A 19,481-nucleotide genomic window follows, 5' to 3' on the forward strand; every position below is an offset into this window, starting at 1 on the left:
GCGTGGGGGCTCACGCCGTGTCGCGCCTGCGCACCCACCCCCACACCACTTCGAGCACCAGTCCGCCCGCCACCGCGATACCGACGGCCGTCCACGGCATCTGCGCGCCCACCAGCTTCAGCGCGAAGAAGGACTGGAGCCACGGGACGACCAGCACGATCAGGAAGCCGACGCCCATCGCCAGCACCAGCGCGATCCGCCACCAGGTATAGGGCCTGGCCACGATCGCCAGCACCCACACCTCCAGCAGGAACAGCGTGAGCGTGGCCGCGCTGGTCTCGGCGTCCAGCGCCCCGCTGCCGGAGTAGTGGTGCCGGGCCAGCAGGTACGACAGCATCGCCGCGAGCCCGCAGATGATCCCCGCGGGGGTCGAGTACCGCATGACCCGCCGGACGAAATGCGGCTTGGCCCGCTCCTTGTTGGGCGCGAGCGCCAGGAAGAAGGCGGGCACGCCGATGGTGAGCGTGGACAGCAGCGTGAGGTGTCGCGGCAGGAAGGGGTACGGCACCTGCCAGCACACCACGAGCACCGCGAGCAGCACGGAGTAGACCGTCTTGGTGAGGAACAGCGTGGCGACCCGGGTGATGTTGCCGATCACCCGCCGGCCCTCGGCGACCACCGAAGGCAGCGTCGCGAAGCTGTTGTTGAGCAGCACGATCTGCGCGACCGCGCGGGTGGCCTCGGAACCCGACCCCATGGAGACGCCGATGTCGGCGTCCTTGAGGGCGAGTACGTCGTTGACGCCGTCGCCGGTCATCGCCACGTTGTGCCCGCGGGACTGGAGGGCGCCGACCATGTCCCGCTTCTGCTGCGGCGTGACCCGCCCGAAGACGGCGCCGTCCTCCAGCACTTGCGCCATCTCGTCCTGGTCGGTGGGCAGTTGGCGGGCGTCCACCGGGGCGTCCGCGCCCGGCAGCCCGAGCTTGCCGGCGACCGCGCCGACCGACACCGCGTTGTCGCCGGAGATGACCTTGGTCTGCACATTCTGCTCGGCGAAGTACCGCAGCGTGTCCCCGGCGTCGGGCCGCAGCCGCTGTTCGAGGACGACCAGCGCGTACGGGGTGACGGTCTCGGCCACCCGCGGGTCGTCGAGCGGGCGGTCGGTGCGGGCCAGCAGCAGCACCCGCAGGCCCTCGTTGTTGAGCTGGTCGATCTCGGCGAGCGAGCCGTGGCCGGTGGGCAGCAGCACGTCGGGCGCGCCGAGCAGCCACGTACTGCTGGTGCCGTCGGGCTCGTTGAAGGCGGCGCCGCTGTACTTGCGGGCCGAGCTGAAGGGCAGCGCCTCGGTGCAGCGCCAACCGCCGTCCGCGGCGGTGTCCTTGGCGGCGTTGTCGTCCTGGTCGCCGCCCTGGGCGCCGCCCTGGTCGCCGTCCTCGGAGCCTGCCTTGGAGCCGTCCTTCGAAGCGCTGCCGCCCGGCCGGGGGTAGGCGTCGATGATGGCCTGGAGGCTGGCGTTGGGGCGCGGGTCGGAGGCGCCGAGCGCGGACAGGACGCGGGCGACGTAGTCGCGGTCAGCGCCGTCCAGCGGGCGCAGGTCCGAGACGTCCATGCCGCCCTCGGTGAGGGTGCCGGTCTTGTCCAGGCAGACGATGTCCACCCGTGCCAGGCCCTCGATCGCGGGCAGTTCCTGGACCAGGCACTGCTTGCGGCCCAGCCGGATCACGCCGATCGCGAAGGCCACCGAGGTCAGCAGCACCAGGCCCTCCGGCACCATCGGCACGATGCCGCCGACCGTACGGCGGACGGCCTCGCTGCCGTCGTGGCTCTCCACCGTGAACTGGCTGATGATCAGGCCGACCGCGGTCGGCACCATCATCCACATCACGTACTTGAGGATCTGGCTGATGCCGTTGCGCAGCTCGGAGTTGACCAGCGTGAAGCGGGACGCCTCGTCGGCGAGCTGCGCCGCGTACGCCTCCCGGCCGACCTTGGTGGCGGTGAAGGCGCCGCCGCCCGCCACCACGAAGCTGCCCGACATCGCCTGGTCCCCGGCGTGCTTGAGCACGGGGTCGGCCTCACCGGTCAGCAGCGACTCGTCGATCTCCAGGCCGTCGGCCTCCTCGATGACGCCGTCCACGACGACCTTGTCACCGGGGCCCAACTCGATGAGGTCGCCGAGGACGATCTCCGAGGTGTGGATCTCGGCCGACGCACCGTCACGGCGCACCGAGGGCTTGGACTCGCCGATCACGGCGAGGCTGTCCAGGGTCCGCTTGGCGCGCAGCTCCTGGATGATGCCGATCGCGGTGTTGGCGACGATCACGAAACCGAAGAGGCCGTCCTGGATCGGACCGACCACCAAAATGATCAGAAAAAGGAAGCCGATGATCGCGTTGAACCGGGTGAAGACATTCGCCCGGACGATCTCGGAAGTTGAGCGGGAGGAGCGTACCGGTACGTCATTGACCTCGCCGCGCGCGACGCGTTCCGCGACCTCGCCGCCGGTCAGTCCCGGTTTCCGGGTGACGACCTCCGTGTCCGTGCGTTCCGTCATGGGTCCGACGGTACGTGGCGCCCGGCGCTTCTACCCGGCGGAGGTCCCTTCCTGACCGCGCGCCGCGGCGGCGCGACGGATCGCGGCCCGCCGCGCGGTGACGTATTTCAGGCCGATCAGCCCGAGCCCCGCACCCGCCAGACAGGTCCAGATCAGCCACGTATGGCCGTGATCCGCGTACCAGCCGTAGAAGGGGAGCTGCACGACGAACAGCACGGCCCAGATGATCGTGCCGACTGTGACAGTGGCCACATCGTTGGCCTCCAGCGGCTCTGGGGCCTCGCGCAGGGGGGTCCGGTTGCTGCTCATGCGCCCATCGTAAGGGGGCCGGTCGCGGTGCCCGCGAGGTGGTGGCGGCCGTGCGGTTCAAGGATCTACGCGCGCAGATGGCGTTTGACAAGTTGTTTATTCATACTGAAGCAGCCACGCGCTGGCCGAATTTGTTCGTATGATCATCCAAGCTGAGCACCTTGAGGACCCGTATGCCGCCCGCCGCCCCCGGCCTTGACCGCTATTTCCGGATCTCCGAGCGCGGGTCCAGCATCCCGAGGGAGATTCGCGGCGGTCTCGCCACGTTCTTCGCGATGGCGTACATCATCGTGCTCAACCCGATCATCCTCGGCTCCGCCGTGGACAAGTACGGCCACCACCTGGTCGGCGGCCAGCTCGTCACCGCGACCGTGATCACCGCCGCCTTCACCACCCTGCTGATGGGCGTGGTCGGCAATGTGCCGATCGCGCTCGCCGCCGGGCTCGGTGTGAACACCGTCGTCGCCCTCCAGCTCGCGCCCAAGATGAGCTGGCCGGACGCGATGGGCATGGTCGTGCTCGCCGGTTTCGCGATCATGATCATGGTCGCCACCGGGCTGCGGGAGCGCGTGATGAGCGCGGTGCCGCTCGGCCTGCGCAAGGGCATCGCGATCGGCATCGGCCTGTTCATCATGCTGATCGGCCTGGTCGACTCCGGCTTCGTCACCCGTATCCCGGACGCCGCTCACACCACCGTGCCGCTCCAGCTCGGCTCCGACGGCCACCTCAACGGCTGGCCCGTGCTGATCTTCATCCTCGGCACGCTGCTCACTCTGGCGCTGATCATCCGCAAGGTCGCGGGCGCGATCCTGATCTCCATCGTCGCCATGACGGTCCTCGCGGTGATCGTGGACGCCGTCGCCGACATCCCCGCCGCCAACTGGGGCCTCACCGTTCCCAAGTGGCCCGGCAACCCGGTCGCCAGCCCCGACTTCGGCCTCGTCGGCAAGGTCAGCCTCTTCGGCGGCTTCCACCAGGTCGGCATCCTGACCGGCGTGCTCTTCGTCTTCACCGTGCTGCTGTCCTGCTTCTTCGACGCGATGGGCACCATCCTCGGCGTCAGCGACGAGGCGGATCTGCTCGACGAGAAGGGCGACCTGCCCGGCATCAACAAGGTGCTGATGATCGACGGCATCGCCACCGCCGTCGGCGGCGCCTCCTCCTCGTCCGCCAACACCTGCTTCGTGGAGTCCACGGCGGGCGTCGGCGAGGGCGCCAGGACCGGTCTCGCCAGCATCGTGACCGGCCTGATGTTCGTGCTCGCGCTGTTCTTCACACCGCTGGCCACCATGGTCCCGGCCCAGGCGGCCACGCCCGCCCTGGTCGCGGTCGGCTTCCTGATCCTGGCGGGCTCGGTCCGGGAGATCGACTGGAGCGACTTCACCATCGCGGTGCCGGCGTTCCTGACCATGGTGATGATGCCGTTCACGTACTCGATCACCAACGGCATCGGCATCGGCTTCCTGAGCTTCTGCCTGCTGCGGCTGGCCGCCGGCCGCTGGCGCGAGGTGCCGGTCGCGCTCTACGCCGTGGCCGCGGTCTTCGCCTTCTACTACCTGATGCCCGCGCTCGGCCTGCTCTGAGCCGGTGCCTGAGGGGTGGGGGCGGGTCCGCTCAGCGGCCCGTCCTGCCCGTAGAACCGCTCCGTCTCGTCGACGGCCGTCTTGAACCGTTCGTCGAAGTCGTCACGGATGAGCGCCTGGACCACATAGTCCTGGGCGCTCATTCCGCGTTTGGCGGCATGGTCGCGGATCCGGTCCCACAGGTCTGCGTCTATGCGGAGGCTGAGCACTCTCGATGCCATACGCCCAAAGGTCCCCGGACGGGGGGCCGCCGCGGGGGACTTTCGGCGGCCATCTCACCCGTATGGGTGAGATAAGGGCACATGAGGGTTGAGCGGGGTCCCGCTTGGCCAAGTTTTACTTAGATTAGCTAATGAGCTAACCTAATGAACGTGACCGAACTGTCCGAGGACGACCGCGCCGCGGTGAATTCGCTGCGCTCCGCGGTGATGCGCCTCTCCCGCCGACTGCGCCACCAGCGCGTCGACGAGACGCTCAGCCCGACCGAGATGGCGGTGCTGGGCACCCTGGCCCGCTGCGGGTCCGCCACCCCTGGCGAACTGGCCCGCAGGGAACACGTGCAGCCGCCGTCGATGACCCGCATCGTGGCGATGCTCGAGGCCAAGGGGCTGGTCCGCCGGGAACCCCACCCCGACGACCGGCGCCAGGTGGTGGTGAGCCAGACCGAGCAGGCCGAGGCGATCCTCGCCGACGCCCGCGACACGCGGAACGCCTGGCTGGCCCGGCTCACCGAGGGGCTGACCGACGAGGAGCGCGCGGTGCTCCGCGAGGCGGCTCCCGTCCTGGAGAAGCTCGCTCACCTGTGACCGGTAGGACGTCGTACGACGCGCGTGAACCGTATGACCGTATGACCAGCACGAAGCGTGTGACCTGCGCGAACCGTATGACCTGCACGAACCGTATGACCTGCGCGAACCGTAGGACCTGCACGACCAGCACGACCAGCACGAACCGCACGACCGTATGCACCGCACGAGCTGTATGACCCGTACGACACCTGTGCCGCGCGAGCCATCGGACAGCATGACCGACCACCTGTTGAAGGGGAGGCGAGACCCGATTGAGTTCGGCAGCCGGACCAGGCACCGCAACCGAACCTGACCGACCCGCGGACGGCAGGACGAGCACCTTCAGCTCGCTCAAGGTCCGCAACTACCGGCTTTTCGCGACCGGCGCCGTGGTGTCCAACACCGGCACCTGGATGTCGCGGATCGCCCAGGACTGGCTGGTGCTCAGCATCACCGGCTCGTCCTTCGCGGTGGGCATCACCACCGCGCTGCAATTCCTGCCGATGCTGCTCTTCGGCCTCTGGGGCGGCGTCATCGCCGACCGCTACCCCAAGCGGCAGATCCTGATCCTCACCCAGGCCGTACTCGGCCTCCTGGGACTCCTGCTGGCCGTCCTCACCCTCAGCGGTGTCGTCCAGGTCTGGCACGTCTACACGATCGCCTTCCTGCTCGGCATGGTCACCGTGATCGACAACCCCGCGCGGCAGACCTTCGTCATGGAGATGGTCGGCCCGAGCCATGTGCGCAACGCGGTCTCGCTCAACTCCGCGAACTTCCAGTCCGCGCGCCTGATCGGCCCCGCCGTCGCCGGTGTGATGATCACGGCCGTCGGCAGCGGCTGGGCCTTCCTCTTCAACGGCCTGTCCTTCATGGCCCCGCTCGTCGGCCTGCTGCTGATGCGCACCTCCGAGCTGCACCGGGTCGACCGCGTGCCCCGCGGCAAGGGCCAGCTCCGCGAGGGCCTGCGCTACGTGGCGGGCAAGCCGGACCTCATCTGGCCGATCGTCCTGGTCGGCTTCATCGGCACCTTCGGCTTCAACTTCCCGATCTGGCTCTCCGCCTTCGTCAACCAGGTCTTCCACAGCGGCGCCAGCACCTACGGCCTGCTCAACACCCTGATGGCGGCCGGTTCCCTGCTCGGCGCGCTGCTCGCCGCCCGCCGCACCCGTACCCGGCTGCGCATGCTGGTCGCCGCGGCCTGCGTCTTCGGGCTGCTGGAGGCCGCCGCGGCCGTGGCGCCCGCCTTCTGGATCTTCGCCGTCCTGCTGGTCCCGATCGGCATCTTCGGCCTGACCTTCAACACGACGGCCAACGCCACCGTCCAGCTCGCCACCGAACCCGTCATGCGCGGCCGGGTGATGAGCCTGTACATGATGGTCTTCGTCGGCGGCACCCCGATCGGCGGTCCGGTGATGGGCTGGGTGACCGACACCTACGGCGCCCGCGTCGGCTTCCTGTCCGGCGGCCTGATCTCCGCGGTGGCCGCGGTGGCCGTCGCCGTCGTCCTGGCGCGGATCGGGGGCCTCCGGCCCCGTCTGAACCTGCGCCGCGGCAGGGCCAAGGGCCGGCCCCTGCTCTCCTTCGTGCCCCGCGAGCCGGTCACCGGCGACGTGGACGCCGAGGACGCGCCGGAGGCGGCGGGGGAGGGCGCTCCGGCGCCCGGCCCGAACGCGAAGACGCCGACGCCTCAGGGCCAGGCGCGGCCTCGGACCCAGCCTCAGGACGACGAGTCGGCGCCCCGGCTCACCCCGGCCGTATGAGCCCGCGCGGGCTCACGGGACCGGTGCGGGCGGCGCCCCCCGCCGGGTCGGTTCCGGCACGGTCGGTTCCGTCCCGGTCGGTTCGGGCACGGCTGCTTACGGCATGCCTCGCTCTGTCCCGGTCGGTTCGGGCACGGCTGGTTACGGCACGCCTGCTTACGGCATGCCTCGCTCCGGCCCGGCGGGTTCCGGGCCGCCCGGCCACGGCTCGCCCGGTGCCGTGAGGCTCTTCGTCGCGCTGCTGCCGCCACCGTCCGTCGCCGACGAACTGGCCGACGCGGTCGGCCCGTTGAGGCGTCTGCCCGACGCCTCGGCGCTGCGCTGGACCGCCCGGGAGAGCTGGCACTTCACCCTCGCCTTCCTCGGCGAGGTGGCCGACCCCGTCAGACCTGAGCTGGCGGAACGCCTCGGCCGGGCCGCCGCCCGTCACGAACCCTGCGCACTGCGGCTGTCCGGCGGCGGCCGGTTCGGCGACCGCGCGCTGTGGGCGGGCGCCGACGGCGACCTGACCGGTCTCGCCGCGCTGGCCGGCTCCGTACGGGACGCGGCCCGGCGGGCGGGCGCGCCACCCGACGCGGAGCACGCCTTCCGGCCCCACCTCACCCTGGCCCGCGCCCAGCGCGGCCACGCGGTGAGCCTGCGGCCCTTCGCCGACGCCCTCACCGCCCTCCACGGGGCGGCCTGGAGCGCCGACACCCTCCACCTGGTCAGCAGCGCCCTGCCGCGCTCCGGGGTCCCCGGCGAGCAGCCCCGCTACACGACGCAGGAGTCCTGGCGGCTGGGCCGCCCGGCGGCCCACCGGCCGGAGGGGTGACCGGGGCCGGTTAACCTCGGGGTGTGGACCCCAAGACCCGTACTCGTGTGATGACCGCCGCCTTCGTCCTGATGCTCGTGGTGGTGGTCGTCGCCGCCGCGCTGGGCTGACCCGCGGCGGCACCCCGGACCCGTCCGTCCACACCACCCGGCTGCGCGGGCCGCACAACCGCCTGGCCATCCGGCCATCCGGCCATCCGGCCATCCGGCCGTCCGGGCCGGATCACGGCTCGGCGGGCACGGCCGCCGCGGCTGTTCCGAGCGCCGCGCCCGCCGTACCCGCCGTGTTCCTCCGGGCTCCGCCGTGTTCCTCTGGGCTCCTCTGGGTTCCCTCGGTGCCGGGACCTACCAGGCGAAGGCTTCCGGGGACGGCCCAGGACCGGGGAAGATCTCGTCGAGCGCCGCCAGGAACTCCTCCGACAGCTCCAGCTCCAGCGCGCGCAGCGCCGAGTCGAGCTGGTCCTGGGTGCGCGGGCCGACGATCGGACCGGTCACACCCGGACGGGTGAGGAGCCAGGCGAGACCGACATCACCGGGCTGGAGGCCGTGCTTGTCGCACAGGTCCTCGTACGCCTGGACCTGGTCGCGCAGCTTGCCGTCCTGGAGCGCCTTCGCGGTGTGCCCGCTGGTGGAACGCGCGCCGCCGCCCTCGCGCTGCTTGCGCAGCGCGCCGCCGAGCAGACCGCCGTTCAGCGGCGACCAGGGGATCACGCCGAGGCCGTAGTGCCGAGCCGCCGGGATGACCTCCATCTCCGCCCGCCGCTCCGCCAGGTTGTACAGGCACTGCTCGGTGATCAGACCGAGCGAACCGCGCCGCGCCGCCGCCTCGTTGGCCTGCGCGATGTGCCAGCCCGCGAAGTTGCTCGACCCGGCGTAGAGGATCTTGCCCTGCTGGATCAGGACGTCGATCGCCTGCCAGATCTCCTCCCACGGAGTGTCCCGGTCGACGTGGTGGAACTGGTAGACGTCGATGTAGTCGGTGTTCAGCCGCTTGAGGCTGGCCTCGACGGCGCGCCGGATGTTGAGCGCGCTGAGCTTGTCGTGGTTCGGCCAGGGCTCGTCGGCGGTGCCCATGTAGCCGTTCACCTTGGTGGCCAGCACCGTCTTGTCGCGGCGGTCGCCGCCCTTGGCGAACCAGGTGCCGATGATCTTCTCGGTGCGGCCCTTGTTCTCACCCCAGCCGTAGACGTTGGCGGTGTCGAAGTAGTTGACGCCCGCCGCGAGGGCCGCGTCCATGATCGAGTGGCTGTCCGCCTCATCCGTCTCCGGGCCGAAGTTCATCGTGCCGAGAACCAGACGGCTGACCTTGAGGCCGGTACGTCCGAGCTGTGTGTACTCCATGGCGTTCAGCCAAGCTCTTGGAGTGCGCTCGAATCAAGGGGCAATCCGGGGGGCACCCGCGGCGTCGTCCGCCGTTCGGCCCGCGGTCCTGGCGCCGTTCGGCTCAGTACTCGTTGTAGGGCGCCCCGATGTCCCACGCCTGGTACATCGCGTCCGCGAAAGCCGCCGCCAATTTGTGCTCGCCCGCCGCGTTGGGATGGGTGCCGTCGTAGGTGTGGAGCAGGATGTCGTACCCCTCGGGGCGGGAGGCCAGCAGCAGCGGCGAGGCGGGCGAGTCGTGCTCGGCGACCGCCTTCGCCATGCGGGTGTTCAGCTCCGCGCACTGGTCCGCGAAGCCCGGATCCAGATCGGCCCTGGTGTTGGGGATGACCGGCAGCAGCACCATCCGCAGCGCGGGGCCCGCCGCGCGGGCCGCCGCGATGAACCGCTCCACATTGCGCGCGGTCTGCTCGGCGTCGGTGTAGAAGCCGAGGTCGATCAGGCCGAGCGATATCAGCAGCACGTCCGGGCGGTGCTCCCGTACGACGTCGCCGATCATCGGCACCATGTGGTGCCAGCCCTCGCCCCAGCCCGCCAGATGCCGCCTGGCCCGCTCCGGGAACAACGGGTCGGCGTAGTCGGAGGAGACGGCCGCGCCGGCCGCCGTGTCGTACAGCGTGGTGCGCGGCCCCACCACAGTGAACGGCTCGCCCAGCTCGTTCAGGTGCTGCCACATGCGGTAGCGCCACGTGTAGTCGCCCGCGGCGCCCACGGTCATGGAGTCGCCGACGAATAGGTAACGCATGCCGGGCATCATCCCCGACCGCCCGCCGACCAGGGACACTGGGGTGCATGCGTGCGTATCTCCTGACGGCCGCCGCGTGCGCCGCCGTGGCCCTGGCCTGCGGCACCGCCGTACCCGCCGTCGCCGACAGCGGCCCCTCGGTCGCCTTCTCCCTCCGCGACCCGCGGATCACCGAGTCCAGCGGCCTGGCCGCCAGCCGCCTCCACCCCGGCGTGTACTGGACGCACAACGACAGCGACGACGGCCCGTACGTCTACGCCGTCGACTCGGCCACCGGCAAGACCGTGGCCAGGGTGACCATGCGCGGCATCCACGCGCGGGACGTGGAGGCGATCTCCCTGGGCCCCGACGGCGACCTCTACGTGGGCGACATCGGCGACAATCTGGGCGGCACCTGGCCCGAGGTCTGGATCTACCGCTTCCCCGAGCCGAAGCAGCTCGGCGACCGCACCGTCGACGTCACCCGCTACACCGTCCGTTACGACGCGGGACCCCGTAACGCCGAGGCCCTGATGGTGCATCCGAAGACGGGCCGGGTGTACATCGCCAGCAAGAATCAGGACGGCGGCGCGCTTTACGCCGGTCCGGCCGAGCTCAGCGCGGGCGGCGTCAACACCTTCCACCGCATAGCCGACGTCCCCTGGGTGACCGACGGCGCCTTCTCGCCCGACGGCACCCGACTGGTGCTGCGCGGCTACCTCGGGGCGACCGGCTACCGCTGGGCCGACGGGGCCCCGCACAAGATCGGCAGCCTCGACGTCCCCATGCAACGGCAGGGCGAGTCCGTCACCTTCACCACCGACGGCCGGAATCTGATGTTCGGCAGCGAGGGCAAGAACAGCGACGTGTGGCGCGCGCCGCTCAGCGGCGACGAACTGCCCGACAGCGTGGCCGCCTCGGCGAGCGCGTCGGCGGACGACCACAAGGGCTCTCAAGCCTCTTCCGCAGCCTCTCCCGGGGCCTCACCGGGCACGGCCAAGGACACCGGCACCACGAGCACCGGCAGCAGGGTCGTGGGCATCGGGGTGCTCGCCGTGATCGGCGCCATCGGCGTGGGCGCCCGCAAGCTGCTGCGCCGCAACCGGGAACGCCACCGCGACTGACGCCGGCTGGGCGCGGCGGTACGCCCGTATGGGCGGTACGAGCGGGATGGGCGGGCCGACAATACGACGGTATGCCGCGACCCCGGCCGTCCTGCCTGGCCGGGGTCGCGGTTGCCGTATGTGTGGCAGCGGTCAGAGCTGACCGATGACGTAGTCGATGCAGGCGGTCAGCGCCTCGACGTCGGCCGGGTCGACGGCCGTGAACATCGCGACCCGGAGCTGGTTGCGGCCCAGCTTGCGGTACGGCTCGGTGTCCACGATCCCGTTGGCCCGCAGCACCTTCGCGACGGCCGCCGCGTCGACGCCGTCCTCGAAGTCGATGGTGCCGATGACCTGCGAGCGCTGCGCGGGGTCCGCCACGAACGGCGTCGCGAAGGAGGACTTCTCCGCCCAGCCGTACAGCCGCGACGCGGAGTCGGCGGTGCGCTTGACCGCCCACTCCAGACCGCCCTGGCCGTTGATCCACTCGAGCTGCTCCTTGAGCAGGAAGAGCGTCGACAGCGCCGGGGTGTTGTACGTCTGGTTCTTCACCGAGTTGTCGATCGCCGTCGGCAGGTCGAAGAACGCCGGGATGTGCCGCCCGGACGCGGCGACCGAGGCCGCCCGCTCCAGCGCGGCGGGGGAGAAGGCGGCGACCCACAGGCCGCCGTCTGCCGCGAAGTTCTTCTGCGGCGCGAAGTAGTAGACGTCCGTCTCGGTGATGTCGACGGGCAGACCGCCCGCGCCCGAGGTGGCGTCCACCAGGACCAGGGCCCCGGCGTCCGCGCCCGCGACCCGGCGCAGCGGCGCCGCGACACCCGTGGACGTCTCATTGTGCGTGAAGGCGTATACGTCGACGCCCGCCTCGGCGACCGGCTCCGGGTGCGTACCCGGCTCCGACTTCACGATCGTCGGCTCCTGGAGCCACGGCGCGAGCTGCGCCGCCTTCGCGAACTTCGACGAGAACTCGCCGAAGGACAGGTGCTGCGACTTGCTGTCGATCAGCCCGTGCGTGGCGATGTCCCAGAACGCGGTCGAGCCGCCGTTCCCGAGCACCACCTCGTAGCCGTCGGGCAGCGAGAAGAGCTCCTTGACTCCCTGGCGGACCTGGCCCACCAGGTTCTTCACCGGCGCCTGCCGGTGGGAGGTACCGAGCAGGGACGTCCCGGTCGCGGCCAGCGCTTCGAGCGCTTCCGTCCGCACCTTGGAGGGGCCCGCCCCGAATCGTCCGTCGGCGGGCTTGATGTCAGCGGGAATCTCGATATCGGCCACGGTCGCAGCGTAGTCCGTCACGGGCGTGTTTCCGGGAGCGTTCCATCGGGTGAGACGGTGTCACACAGGGTGTGCGCCCCGGCCGGCCGGGCACCTGGCCCCGCGTCGCGCACCGGCGCGCGAAACGGCGAAGGGGCGCGCGAGGACCGGCCCGACGGCCCTCCCGCGCCCTGCGCCGAAATGCGCCGCGGTTCAGTGCGCGATGCTCGCGAAACCCTCGATATCCTGCGGTCCGCGGACGCCGGGCCCCACGTAGCGCGCCGAGGGCCTGACAAGGCGGCCGGTACGTTTCTGCTCCAGGATGTGCGCGGACCAGCCGGCCGTACGGGCGCAGGTGAACATCGAGGTGAACATGTGCGCCGGGACCTCCGCGAAGTCCAGCATGATCGCCGCCCAGAACTCGACGTTCGTGGCGAGCACCCGGTCGGGGCGGCGGGCGTGCAGCTCGGCGAGCGCCGCCTTCTCCAGCGCCTCCGCGACCTCGTAGCGCGGCGCGCCCAGCTCGCGCGCCGTACGCCGCAGCACGCGCGCCCGCGGGTCCTCCGCGCGGTAGACGCGGTGGCCGAAGCCCATCAGGCGCTCACCCTTGTCGAGGGCGGCCTTCACGTACGCCTCCGCGTCCCCGGTCCGCTCGATCTCCTCGATCATGCCGAGGACGCGGGACGGCGCGCCGCCGTGCAGCGGGCCCGACATGGCGCCGACCGCGCCGGACAGCGCGGCGGCGACGTCCGCGCCGGTCGAGGCGATGACCCGGGCGGTGAAGGTGGAGGCGTTCATGCCGTGCTCGGCCGCCGACGTCCAGTACGCGTCCACCGCCGCGACGTGCTTGGGGTCGGGCTCGCCGCGCCAGCGGATCATGAACCGCTCGGCGATGGAGTGCGCCTTGTCGATCTCCTTCTGCGGCACCATGGGCAGCCCCTGGCCGCGCGCGGACTGGGCGACGTACGACAGCGCCATCACCGCGGCGCGCGCGAGGTCGTCGCGCGCCTCCGCCTCGTCGATGTCCAGCAGCGGCCTGAGACCCCACACCGGGGCGAGCATGGCGAGCGCGGACTGCACGTCCACCCGGATGTCGCCGGAGTGCACCGGGATGGGGAAGGGCTCGGCGGGCGGCAGACCGGGGTTGAACTTCCCGTCGACCAGCAGGCCCCACACGTTCCCGAAGGACACATGGCCGACCAGGTCCTCGATGTCGACACCGCGATAACGCAGCGAACCGCCTTCCTTGTCGGGCTCGGCGATCTCCGTTTCGAACGCGATGACTCCCTCGAGTCCGGGTACGAAGTCGGACATGAGGCGGCTCCTCTTGATGATCACGACAGTGCGGTGGTGCGGCAGTGCCTGATGAATGAGACGACGACGGTGCCCGGGGGTGTGCGGGCGGGAGTGTGCCGGACGGGCCGACCCCACGGTCATGCCCCGCCCGAGGGGCTGTCACCCTGCTCCATCCGGATCAGCCTGGACCGTCCCACGATCCGCCGGACAGGACCTGGCCCCGGCCGGTCATTCTCCTTGCTGCCGGACGCGCCGGACAGCGTGAGTTCCGGCACATTCGCGGACGTCGGCGCCGGGACCCGCCGTCCTGCAAGATGTGCCCGTGCGACAACCACATGAAGAGCGCCAGGTGCGGCCCCTCCCGGCCGCGGACCCGGCGGCGATGCGCGAGCAGTACCGGGCCGCGGGACTGACCGAGCCGGAGCTGGCGGCCGACCCCTACGAGCAGTTCGCCCGCTGGTTCGCCGACGCCGTACGGGCACGTGACGACGGCGCGCTCGCCGAACCCAACGCCATGGTGGTGTCCACGGCCGACGCCGACGGCGTACCCAGCTCCCGTACGGTCCTGCTCAAGGGCTACGACCAGCGCGGATTCGTTTTCTTCAGCAATTACGCGTCGCGCAAGGGCCGCGAGCTGGCCGCCAACCCGCACTTGGCGCTGCTCTTCCCCTGGCATCCGATCGCCCGCCAGGTGATCGTCGGGGGCTCGGCGGCGCGCGTGCCGCGGGACGAGACGGCGGCGTATTTCCGCAGCCGACCGTACGGTTCGCGGATCGGCGCCTGGGCGAGCGAGCAGTCGGCCGTGGTGGCCTCGCGCGAGGTGCTGGAGGCGCGCTACGCGGAGCTGTGCGCGCGCTGGCCGGAAGGGACGGACGTGCCCGTACCGCCGTTCTGGGGCGGCTTCAGGGTCGAGCCGCGCACCGTCGAATTCTGGCAGGGCCGGGAGAACCGGCTGCACGATCGGCTGCGCTATACGCGCGGTGCGGACGGCGGATGGGGAATCGAGCGCCTGGCGCCGTAAAACGCGGGTGCCGGAGCGCTGGTGCCGGAACGCCGGTGCTGGAGCGTGGGTCCCGGAGGCCGGTCCTTGAGGGCCGGTCCTGGAGCGCTGGTCCTGCTGGAACGCGAACGACCCGCGGGCTGCTCCCCGGAGCCAGGAGGCTCCGGGCACCGGCCGGACAAGTCCGACGAGCCCGCGGGTCGGGTGAACTGCGTGGGATTGGCGCGCTTCGCGCACGCCCAGTGCGCGGAGCTAGCCCGCAGCCACCTCACGTGTCCGAGTGCACTTCATGCGTCAGACCACCTCCCTTCGTGTGTCCCGCAACAGTAAGAAGCCGGCCGGAACCGCACAACCTATTTATGGAAATCTCGTGTGACGCAGCCCACACCAGAGTTCAATGTTGCGACGTGCAGCCTTTCGACGCGCAATCAAAGCCGCTCGATGACGGCGGCAGTGGCGACAACAGCGGTGGCGGAGTCCACGGGAGCCAGGGGGGTGGCGACGGCATTGCCCCGGACGGGGCCCATGGCGGGCACGAGGGCGACGAGCACTTGCTCGCCGCGCTCCTCGACGGCATGGAAGCGGGCCTGTGCGCCTTCGACCGCCATGGCGTGATCACCCACTGGAACTCCGAAGCCGTCCGCATCCTGGGCTGGACCGCGCAGGACGCGATCGGGCGGCACGGATTCGCCGGCTGGGCGGCGCGTACGGCCGACGCCCGCGAGACCGAGGAACGCCTGCTCGGCGCCATGGACGGCCCCGGCCGCCAGGTGCACGAATTCGCGCTCGTCACCAAGGACGGCCGCCGGGTGCTCGTCCGTACCCAGTCGGCGGCCGTGCAGGGCGCCGACGGGCAGCCGAGCGGCGTCTATTGCGCCTTCTCCGAGGTGCACGCGCAGATCGACCTGGAACGGTCGATCGCTCTCAGCGAAGTGCTCTTCACCGACGCCTCATGGGGTGTGGTACTGATCGACGCCGATCTGCGCCCCGCCGTGGTCAACGCGCACGCCGCCCGCCTGCTGCGCACCGGCCGCGACTCGCTGCTCGGCAGGCCGCTGGGCGACCTGCTGGCCCAGGGCGTCGAGGAGCTGGAGAACGTACTCCAGCACGTGCTCTCCGAGGGCGCGCCGCCCGCCACCACCGACTTGTGGGTGACCGTGCGCGGCGACGAGACCGGCGGGCGCTACTGCTGGCGCAGCGGATTCGTCCGCCTCGGTTCGCCGCTGGGCGAGGAACCCGTACCGCTGGGCGTGGGCTGGCTCTTCCTGGACATCACCCGGCAGAAGGCGCTGGAAAAGGACGGGGCCCAGGTGCGGTTCCGCTACCAGCAGCTCCACCGCGCCGACCGCGCCGCCGCCGAGTGCGAGAGCGCCCTTGAGGCCGCGACCTTGCAGCTCGACTTCGCACTGGCCGGATTCGCCGACCACGCCCTGGTCGACATCACCGACGACGCGGGCCGCCTGATCCGGATCGCGGCGACCCCGGCGGGCGAGCCCGGTCCCGCCGACGCCACCGAGGACAACTCCATCCCGGTCGGCTACGATGTCGCCCACCCCGTCCTCCAGGCGCTGGAGCGGATCGGCACCGTACGCGCCAGCTTCGGCGCGCTGACGGCGGACGAACCGGCGACCGGTGAACGGATCGACGAGTGGGCGGCGGCCAGGCGCTGGCCCTCCGGGACCGTGCACGGGCTGGCCACGGTGCTGCGCAGCAGGGGTCGTACGGTCGGCGCGCTCACCTTCCTGCGCGGCTCGGGCCGCAGGCTCTTCGACCGGGCGGACGCGGCGTACGCGGAGGACGTCGCGGCGCGGGTCGCCATGGCGCTGGACCTGGCCGGGCTGACGGGGGACCGCTGAGCGCCGACGCCCTTCGCGGGGCGTCGGCGGGCAGCGGACGAAGGCCGGTGCGGGCGGGCCTGCGGCCGGTCGGTGCCGGAGCGCCGGTGCGGGCGGCCTGCCGTCGGTCGGTGATGTGGGAAGGCCGGTGCGGGTGGCCCGTCGCCGGTCAGTGCCGGAAGAAGATCCGCTCCCGGTACTCCTCGAAGATCCGGCCGTTCCAGTCGTGGCCGCCGTCCACGTTGCCCGAGCGCAGCATGGGCGGGGTGACGCCGCGGGCGGCGAGCCCGGTGGCGGCGGTCGCGACGACGGCCTGCATCAGGGCGCTGATGACGACCGTGGAGGCGGGGGCGAAGGGCGCGGGGATGGCGTCGTCGGTCAGCTCCGCGTCGCCGACCGCGATCTTGGAGTCGAGGACGATGTCGCAGTGGTCCTTGAGGAAGGTGCCCGAGGCGTGCCGGGAACGCGTCTCCTTGGCGTACGCGACCGAGGTGACGCCGATCACGGTGAGGCCCAGGGCGCGGGCGTTCTGCGCCATCTCGACCGGCAACGCGTTGCGCCCGGACAGGGAGATCACGAACAGGACGTCGCCCGGCCGTACGGGGCTGGTGTCCAGGACGGCGCCCGCGAGGCCGTCGACCCGCTCCAGGGCGCTGCCCAAGGTGGCGGGCATCACGTCCACGCCGACGACGCCGGGAACAGCCAGTAGATTGATGAGGGCGAGGCCGCCCGCCCGGTAGACCACGTCCTGGGCGGGCAGCGAGGAGTGGCCGGCACCGAAGACGAAGACCCGCCCGTCCGCGGCGATGGCGTCGGCGACGGCGTCCGCGGCGGCCTGGATCCCGGCGGCCTCCTCGTCCCTGATCCGGTGCAGAAGGGTGATCGCGGCGTCGAAGTATCGGTCGGCCAGGGACTCGCGAGGCTCACTCATGCGGATCACCGTGCGGCCCCCGCGAGCCGGTGTCAAGAAAGGGCGACGACCGGATCGGGGACCGTTGTCGGCGCTATGGGTCAGAATTGGTTGAGGGCCACGCACGAACAAACGAGGGGCGCGCATGTCCGGATTGATCGACACGACGGAGATGTATCTCCGCACCATCCTGGAGCTGGAGGAGGAGGGTGTGGTCCCCATGCGCGCCCGAATCGCCGAGCGGCTCGACCAGAGCGGCCCGACGGTCTCCCAGACGGTGGCGCGGATGGAGCGCGACGGGCTGCTGCACGTCGCCAACGACCGGCATCTGGAGCTGACCGACGAGGGGCGCCGCACCGCCACCCGCGTGATGCGCAAGCACCGCATCGCCGAGTGCCTGCTGGTCGATGTGATCGGCCTGGAGTGGGAGCAGGTGCACGCGGAGGCGTGCCGCTGGGAGCACGTGATGAGCGAGGCGGTGGAGCGGCGCGTGCTCGAACTGCTGCGCCACCCGACCGAGTCGCCGTACGGGAACCCGATTCCCGGACTCGAGGAGCTGGGCGAGAAGGGCGAGGCCGATCCGTTCCTGGAGGACGGCATGGTCAGTCTCAACGAGCTGCAGCCGGGCGCCGCCGGGGCGAGCGTCGTGGTGCGCAGGATCGGTGAGCCGATCCAGACCGACGCGCAGGTGATGTACACGCTGCGGCGGGCCGGTGTGCAGCCGGGCGCCGTGGTCAGCGTCACGTCGTCGGCGGGCGGAGTGCTCGTCGGCAGCGGCGGCGAGGCGGCCGAACTGGACGCCGAAATCGCCTCGCACGTCTTCGTGGCCAAGCGGTAGACCCACGGCTTCGTGCCTTCCTGAAGGGTGAGGGCCCCGGCGCCGTCGAACGGCGTCGGGGCCCCTCCTCCCCTTGTCCCTCCCCTTGGGACCCCCTCGAAGGACCCGGGACCCCGAGCCTCCCGAGTGCCTCCCGCGGCCCGCTTCCCCTGCGTGCCGCGCCCCGCAGAAGTCCTCCCCTCGGCCTGAGCCGCCAATCCTTGAGCGTTGTCACTCGAAAGAGCGGTGTTGGGCGCGGGACGAGCTTGTTCGAATAAAAGTTCGATAGCGTGGGGGTTCTGGACGAGCCGGCCGCGAGCGTGCGGCCGGACGGACGAGATCGACGGAAGGGGGTGGGGCACATGGCCGGCCACGCGACGCGGCAGGCGGCTCGGCACACGACGCGGCATACGACCCGGCGCACCGAGGTGATCGGGGCCGACGGGGCCCGGCTCGCCGCCTGGGATTACGCGGCCGAGGTGGATTCCGGCGCCGATTCCGCTTCCCGTTCCGCTCGTGACTCCCCTTCCCGTTCCGGAGCCGGTCCCGGGCCCGGTCCCGAATCCGGTGCCCGGCGTCCCGGCGTGCTCCTCCTGCACGGCCTGCTCGGCCGCGCCTCGCACTGGGCGCCGACCGCCCGCCGTCTCTCCTCGCGCTACCGGGCCGTCGCCCTCGACCAGCGCGGCCACGGACGCAGCGCGAAGCCGGAGGGCCCGTACACCCCGGAGGCGTACGTGGCGGACGCCGTCGCCGCCGTCGAACAGCTCGACCTCGGCCCGGTCACCCTGGTCGGCCACTCCATGGGGGCGCTCACCGCCTGGCAGGTCGCCGCGAGCCGTCCCGACCTCGTGGCCGCGGTGGTCATCTGCGACATGCGCGCGGCGGCGCTCGGCGAGGCCGGGCAGCGCGAGTGGGAGGACTGGACGCGGTCCTGGCCGCTGCCCTTCGACACGCTCGCCGACGCGCGCCGGTGGTTCGGCGTGGAGGACCCGTGGGCCGATCCGCCGAATCCGGCCAGGGGCGACTTCTTCGCCGAGGTCATGGAGGAGCGGGGCGACGGCTGGCGCCCGCTCTACGCGCCCCGCCATCTGCTGCGCTCCCGCGACCCCTGGATACGTGACGCCCACTGGGACGAGCTGGCGCGGGTCGGCTGCCCCGCCCTCGTCGTCCGCGGTCTCGACGGCGAGCTGGGCCGCGCGGAGGCCCAGGAGATGGTCCGGGTGCTGCCCCGGGGCAGTTACGCGGAGATCCCGGACGCCGGTCACCTCGTCCCGTGGGACCAGCCCGACGCGTGGTGCGAGGCGGTCGAGGGCTTCCTGCGGGGCGCGCTGGCGGAGCCGCAGACTGCGGAGAGCCGCTGAGGCCGGGGCGTACGGGGGGCGTTCGTCCGGCGGCGGGTCGCGGGTGCCGGTCGGGAG

Annotated in this window: 17 protein-coding genes; 9 read left to right on the top strand and 8 right to left on the bottom strand. The window is 71.5% G+C overall.

Going from position 1 to position 19,481, the window contains the following annotated elements; all coding sequences use genetic code 11:
* Window positions 1–10 precede the first annotated feature (10 nt).
* Both ACIOC1_RS22810 and ACIOC1_RS22815 read right to left on the bottom strand, forming a co-directional pair.
* On the bottom strand, window positions 11–2,494 hold the full coding sequence (locus ACIOC1_RS22810; RefSeq protein WP_401856183.1) for an HAD-IC family P-type ATPase: 2,484 nt from the start codon (window positions 2,492–2,494) through the stop codon (window positions 11–13).
* Between the two features lie 30 nt (window positions 2,495–2,524).
* Entirely contained in the window at window positions 2,525–2,803 is a 279-nt protein-coding gene (locus ACIOC1_RS22815) for a DUF2530 domain-containing protein (RefSeq protein ID WP_355337425.1), read from the bottom strand.
* Between the two features lie 173 nt (window positions 2,804–2,976).
* Here ACIOC1_RS22815 and ACIOC1_RS22820 point away from each other — a divergent pair, with 173 nt between their 5' ends.
* Entirely contained in the window at window positions 2,977–4,386 is a 1,410-nt protein-coding gene (locus ACIOC1_RS22820) for an NCS2 family permease (protein WP_401310142.1), read from the top strand.
* On the opposite strand, the gene ACIOC1_RS22825 is transcribed toward ACIOC1_RS22820, so the two are convergent.
* Window positions 4,356–4,607 carry a ribbon-helix-helix protein, CopG family gene (locus ACIOC1_RS22825; RefSeq protein WP_355337428.1) on the bottom strand — a complete coding sequence of 84 codons (252 nt, stop codon included), beginning with the start codon at window positions 4,605–4,607 and terminating at the stop codon, window positions 4,356–4,358. The genes ACIOC1_RS22820 and ACIOC1_RS22825 overlap by 31 nt on opposite strands.
* 144 nt (window positions 4,608–4,751) lie before the next feature.
* Here ACIOC1_RS22825 and ACIOC1_RS22830 point away from each other — a divergent pair, with 144 nt between their 5' ends.
* From ACIOC1_RS22830 to thpR, 3 genes are all read left to right on the top strand, one after another.
* Window positions 4,752–5,192 carry a MarR family transcriptional regulator gene (locus ACIOC1_RS22830; protein WP_355337431.1) on the top strand — a complete coding sequence of 147 codons (441 nt, stop codon included), beginning with the start codon at window positions 4,752–4,754 and terminating at the stop codon, window positions 5,190–5,192.
* A gap of 254 nt (window positions 5,193–5,446) precedes the next feature.
* Window positions 5,447–6,934, top strand: a complete 1,488-nt coding sequence (locus ACIOC1_RS22835) for an MFS transporter (protein WP_401856184.1) — start codon at window positions 5,447–5,449, stop codon at window positions 6,932–6,934.
* A gap of 220 nt (window positions 6,935–7,154) precedes the next feature.
* Entirely contained in the window at window positions 7,155–7,748 is a 594-nt protein-coding gene (gene thpR / locus ACIOC1_RS22840; RefSeq protein ID WP_401856185.1) for an RNA 2',3'-cyclic phosphodiesterase, read from the top strand.
* A gap of 344 nt (window positions 7,749–8,092) precedes the next feature.
* On the opposite strand, the gene ACIOC1_RS22845 is transcribed toward thpR, so the two are convergent.
* Both ACIOC1_RS22845 and ACIOC1_RS22850 read right to left on the bottom strand, forming a co-directional pair.
* On the bottom strand, window positions 8,093–9,088 hold the full coding sequence (locus ACIOC1_RS22845; protein ID WP_391043100.1) for an aldo/keto reductase: 996 nt from the start codon (window positions 9,086–9,088) through the stop codon (window positions 8,093–8,095).
* Between the two features lie 103 nt (window positions 9,089–9,191).
* Window positions 9,192–9,872 (bottom strand): GDSL-type esterase/lipase family protein, encoded by a 681-nt coding sequence (locus ACIOC1_RS22850; RefSeq protein ID WP_391043103.1) that lies wholly within the window; start codon window positions 9,870–9,872, stop codon window positions 9,192–9,194.
* A 47-nt stretch (window positions 9,873–9,919) separates the two neighbouring features.
* On the opposite strand from ACIOC1_RS22850, the gene ACIOC1_RS22855 reads away from it, so the two are divergent.
* A complete protein-coding gene (locus ACIOC1_RS22855; RefSeq protein WP_391043106.1) occupies window positions 9,920–10,975 on the top strand; it encodes a hypothetical protein in 1,056 nt (351 codons plus the stop codon).
* A gap of 132 nt (window positions 10,976–11,107) precedes the next feature.
* Here the strand turns inward: ACIOC1_RS22855 and serC are convergent, their stop codons facing one another.
* Both serC and ACIOC1_RS22865 read right to left on the bottom strand, forming a co-directional pair.
* Complete coding sequence (serC, locus tag ACIOC1_RS22860; protein WP_355337449.1) at window positions 11,108–12,226, bottom strand: phosphoserine transaminase; 1,119 nt, start codon at window positions 12,224–12,226, stop codon at window positions 11,108–11,110.
* 192 nt (window positions 12,227–12,418) lie between these two features.
* Window positions 12,419–13,519 (bottom strand): citrate synthase 2, encoded by a 1,101-nt coding sequence (locus ACIOC1_RS22865; protein WP_401310041.1) that lies wholly within the window; start codon window positions 13,517–13,519, stop codon window positions 12,419–12,421.
* A gap of 364 nt (window positions 13,520–13,883) precedes the next feature.
* Between ACIOC1_RS22865 and pdxH the strand changes: the two genes are divergently transcribed.
* A complete protein-coding gene (pdxH, locus tag ACIOC1_RS22870; RefSeq protein ID WP_355338049.1) occupies window positions 13,884–14,522 on the top strand; it encodes a pyridoxamine 5'-phosphate oxidase in 639 nt (212 codons plus the stop codon).
* A 485-nt stretch (window positions 14,523–15,007) separates the two neighbouring features.
* Window positions 15,008–16,357, top strand: a complete 1,350-nt coding sequence (locus ACIOC1_RS22875) for a PAS domain-containing protein (RefSeq protein WP_401856243.1) — start codon at window positions 15,008–15,010, stop codon at window positions 16,355–16,357.
* 148 nt (window positions 16,358–16,505) lie between these two features.
* On the opposite strand, the gene ACIOC1_RS22880 is transcribed toward ACIOC1_RS22875, so the two are convergent.
* A complete protein-coding gene (locus tag ACIOC1_RS22880; protein ID WP_355337455.1) occupies window positions 16,506–17,267 on the bottom strand; it encodes an SIS domain-containing protein in 762 nt (253 codons plus the stop codon).
* 124 nt (window positions 17,268–17,391) lie between these two features.
* On the opposite strand from ACIOC1_RS22880, the gene ACIOC1_RS22885 reads away from it, so the two are divergent.
* A complete protein-coding gene (locus tag ACIOC1_RS22885) occupies window positions 17,392–18,084 on the top strand; it encodes a metal-dependent transcriptional regulator (protein WP_188279958.1) in 693 nt (230 codons plus the stop codon).
* A 341-nt stretch (window positions 18,085–18,425) separates the two neighbouring features.
* Complete coding sequence (locus ACIOC1_RS22890) at window positions 18,426–19,424, top strand: alpha/beta fold hydrolase (RefSeq protein ID WP_401856186.1); 999 nt, start codon at window positions 18,426–18,428, stop codon at window positions 19,422–19,424.
* Window positions 19,425–19,481 lie beyond the last annotated feature (57 nt).

The organism is Streptomyces sp. NPDC088197, from assembly GCF_044741185.1.
Lineage (GTDB): Bacteria > Actinomycetota > Actinomycetes > Streptomycetales > Streptomycetaceae > Actinacidiphila.

Excerpts from the sequence above, each read along its gene's own strand:
- ACIOC1_RS22855 (WP_391043106.1), top strand. The coding sequence starts at position 9,920 with ATGCGTGCGTATCTCCTGACGGCCGCCGCGTGCGCCGCCGTGGCCCTG.
- ACIOC1_RS22825 (WP_355337428.1), bottom strand. The coding sequence starts at position 4,607 with ATGGCATCGAGAGTGCTCAGCCTCCGCATAGACGCAGACCTGTGGGAC.
- ACIOC1_RS22845 (WP_391043100.1), bottom strand. The coding sequence starts at position 9,088 with ATGGAGTACACACAGCTCGGACGTACCGGCCTCAAGGTCAGCCGTCTG.
- ACIOC1_RS22880 (WP_355337455.1), bottom strand. The coding sequence starts at position 17,267 with ATGAGTGAGCCTCGCGAGTCCCTGGCCGACCGATACTTCGACGCCGCG.
- ACIOC1_RS22820 (WP_401310142.1), top strand. The coding sequence starts at position 2,977 with ATGCCGCCCGCCGCCCCCGGCCTTGACCGCTATTTCCGGATCTCCGAG.
- ACIOC1_RS22810 (WP_401856183.1), bottom strand. The coding sequence starts at position 2,494 with ATGACGGAACGCACGGACACGGAGGTCGTCACCCGGAAACCGGGACTG.
- ACIOC1_RS22865 (WP_401310041.1), bottom strand. The coding sequence starts at position 13,519 with ATGTCCGACTTCGTACCCGGACTCGAGGGAGTCATCGCGTTCGAAACG.
- ACIOC1_RS22815 (WP_355337425.1), bottom strand. The coding sequence starts at position 2,803 with ATGAGCAGCAACCGGACCCCCCTGCGCGAGGCCCCAGAGCCGCTGGAG.
- ACIOC1_RS22890 (WP_401856186.1), top strand. The coding sequence starts at position 18,426 with ATGGCCGGCCACGCGACGCGGCAGGCGGCTCGGCACACGACGCGGCAT.
- ACIOC1_RS22830 (WP_355337431.1), top strand. The coding sequence starts at position 4,752 with ATGAACGTGACCGAACTGTCCGAGGACGACCGCGCCGCGGTGAATTCG.
- ACIOC1_RS22885 (WP_188279958.1), top strand. The coding sequence starts at position 17,392 with ATGTCCGGATTGATCGACACGACGGAGATGTATCTCCGCACCATCCTG.
- ACIOC1_RS22850 (WP_391043103.1), bottom strand. The coding sequence starts at position 9,872 with ATGCGTTACCTATTCGTCGGCGACTCCATGACCGTGGGCGCCGCGGGC.
- pdxH (WP_355338049.1), top strand. The coding sequence starts at position 13,884 with ATGCGCGAGCAGTACCGGGCCGCGGGACTGACCGAGCCGGAGCTGGCG.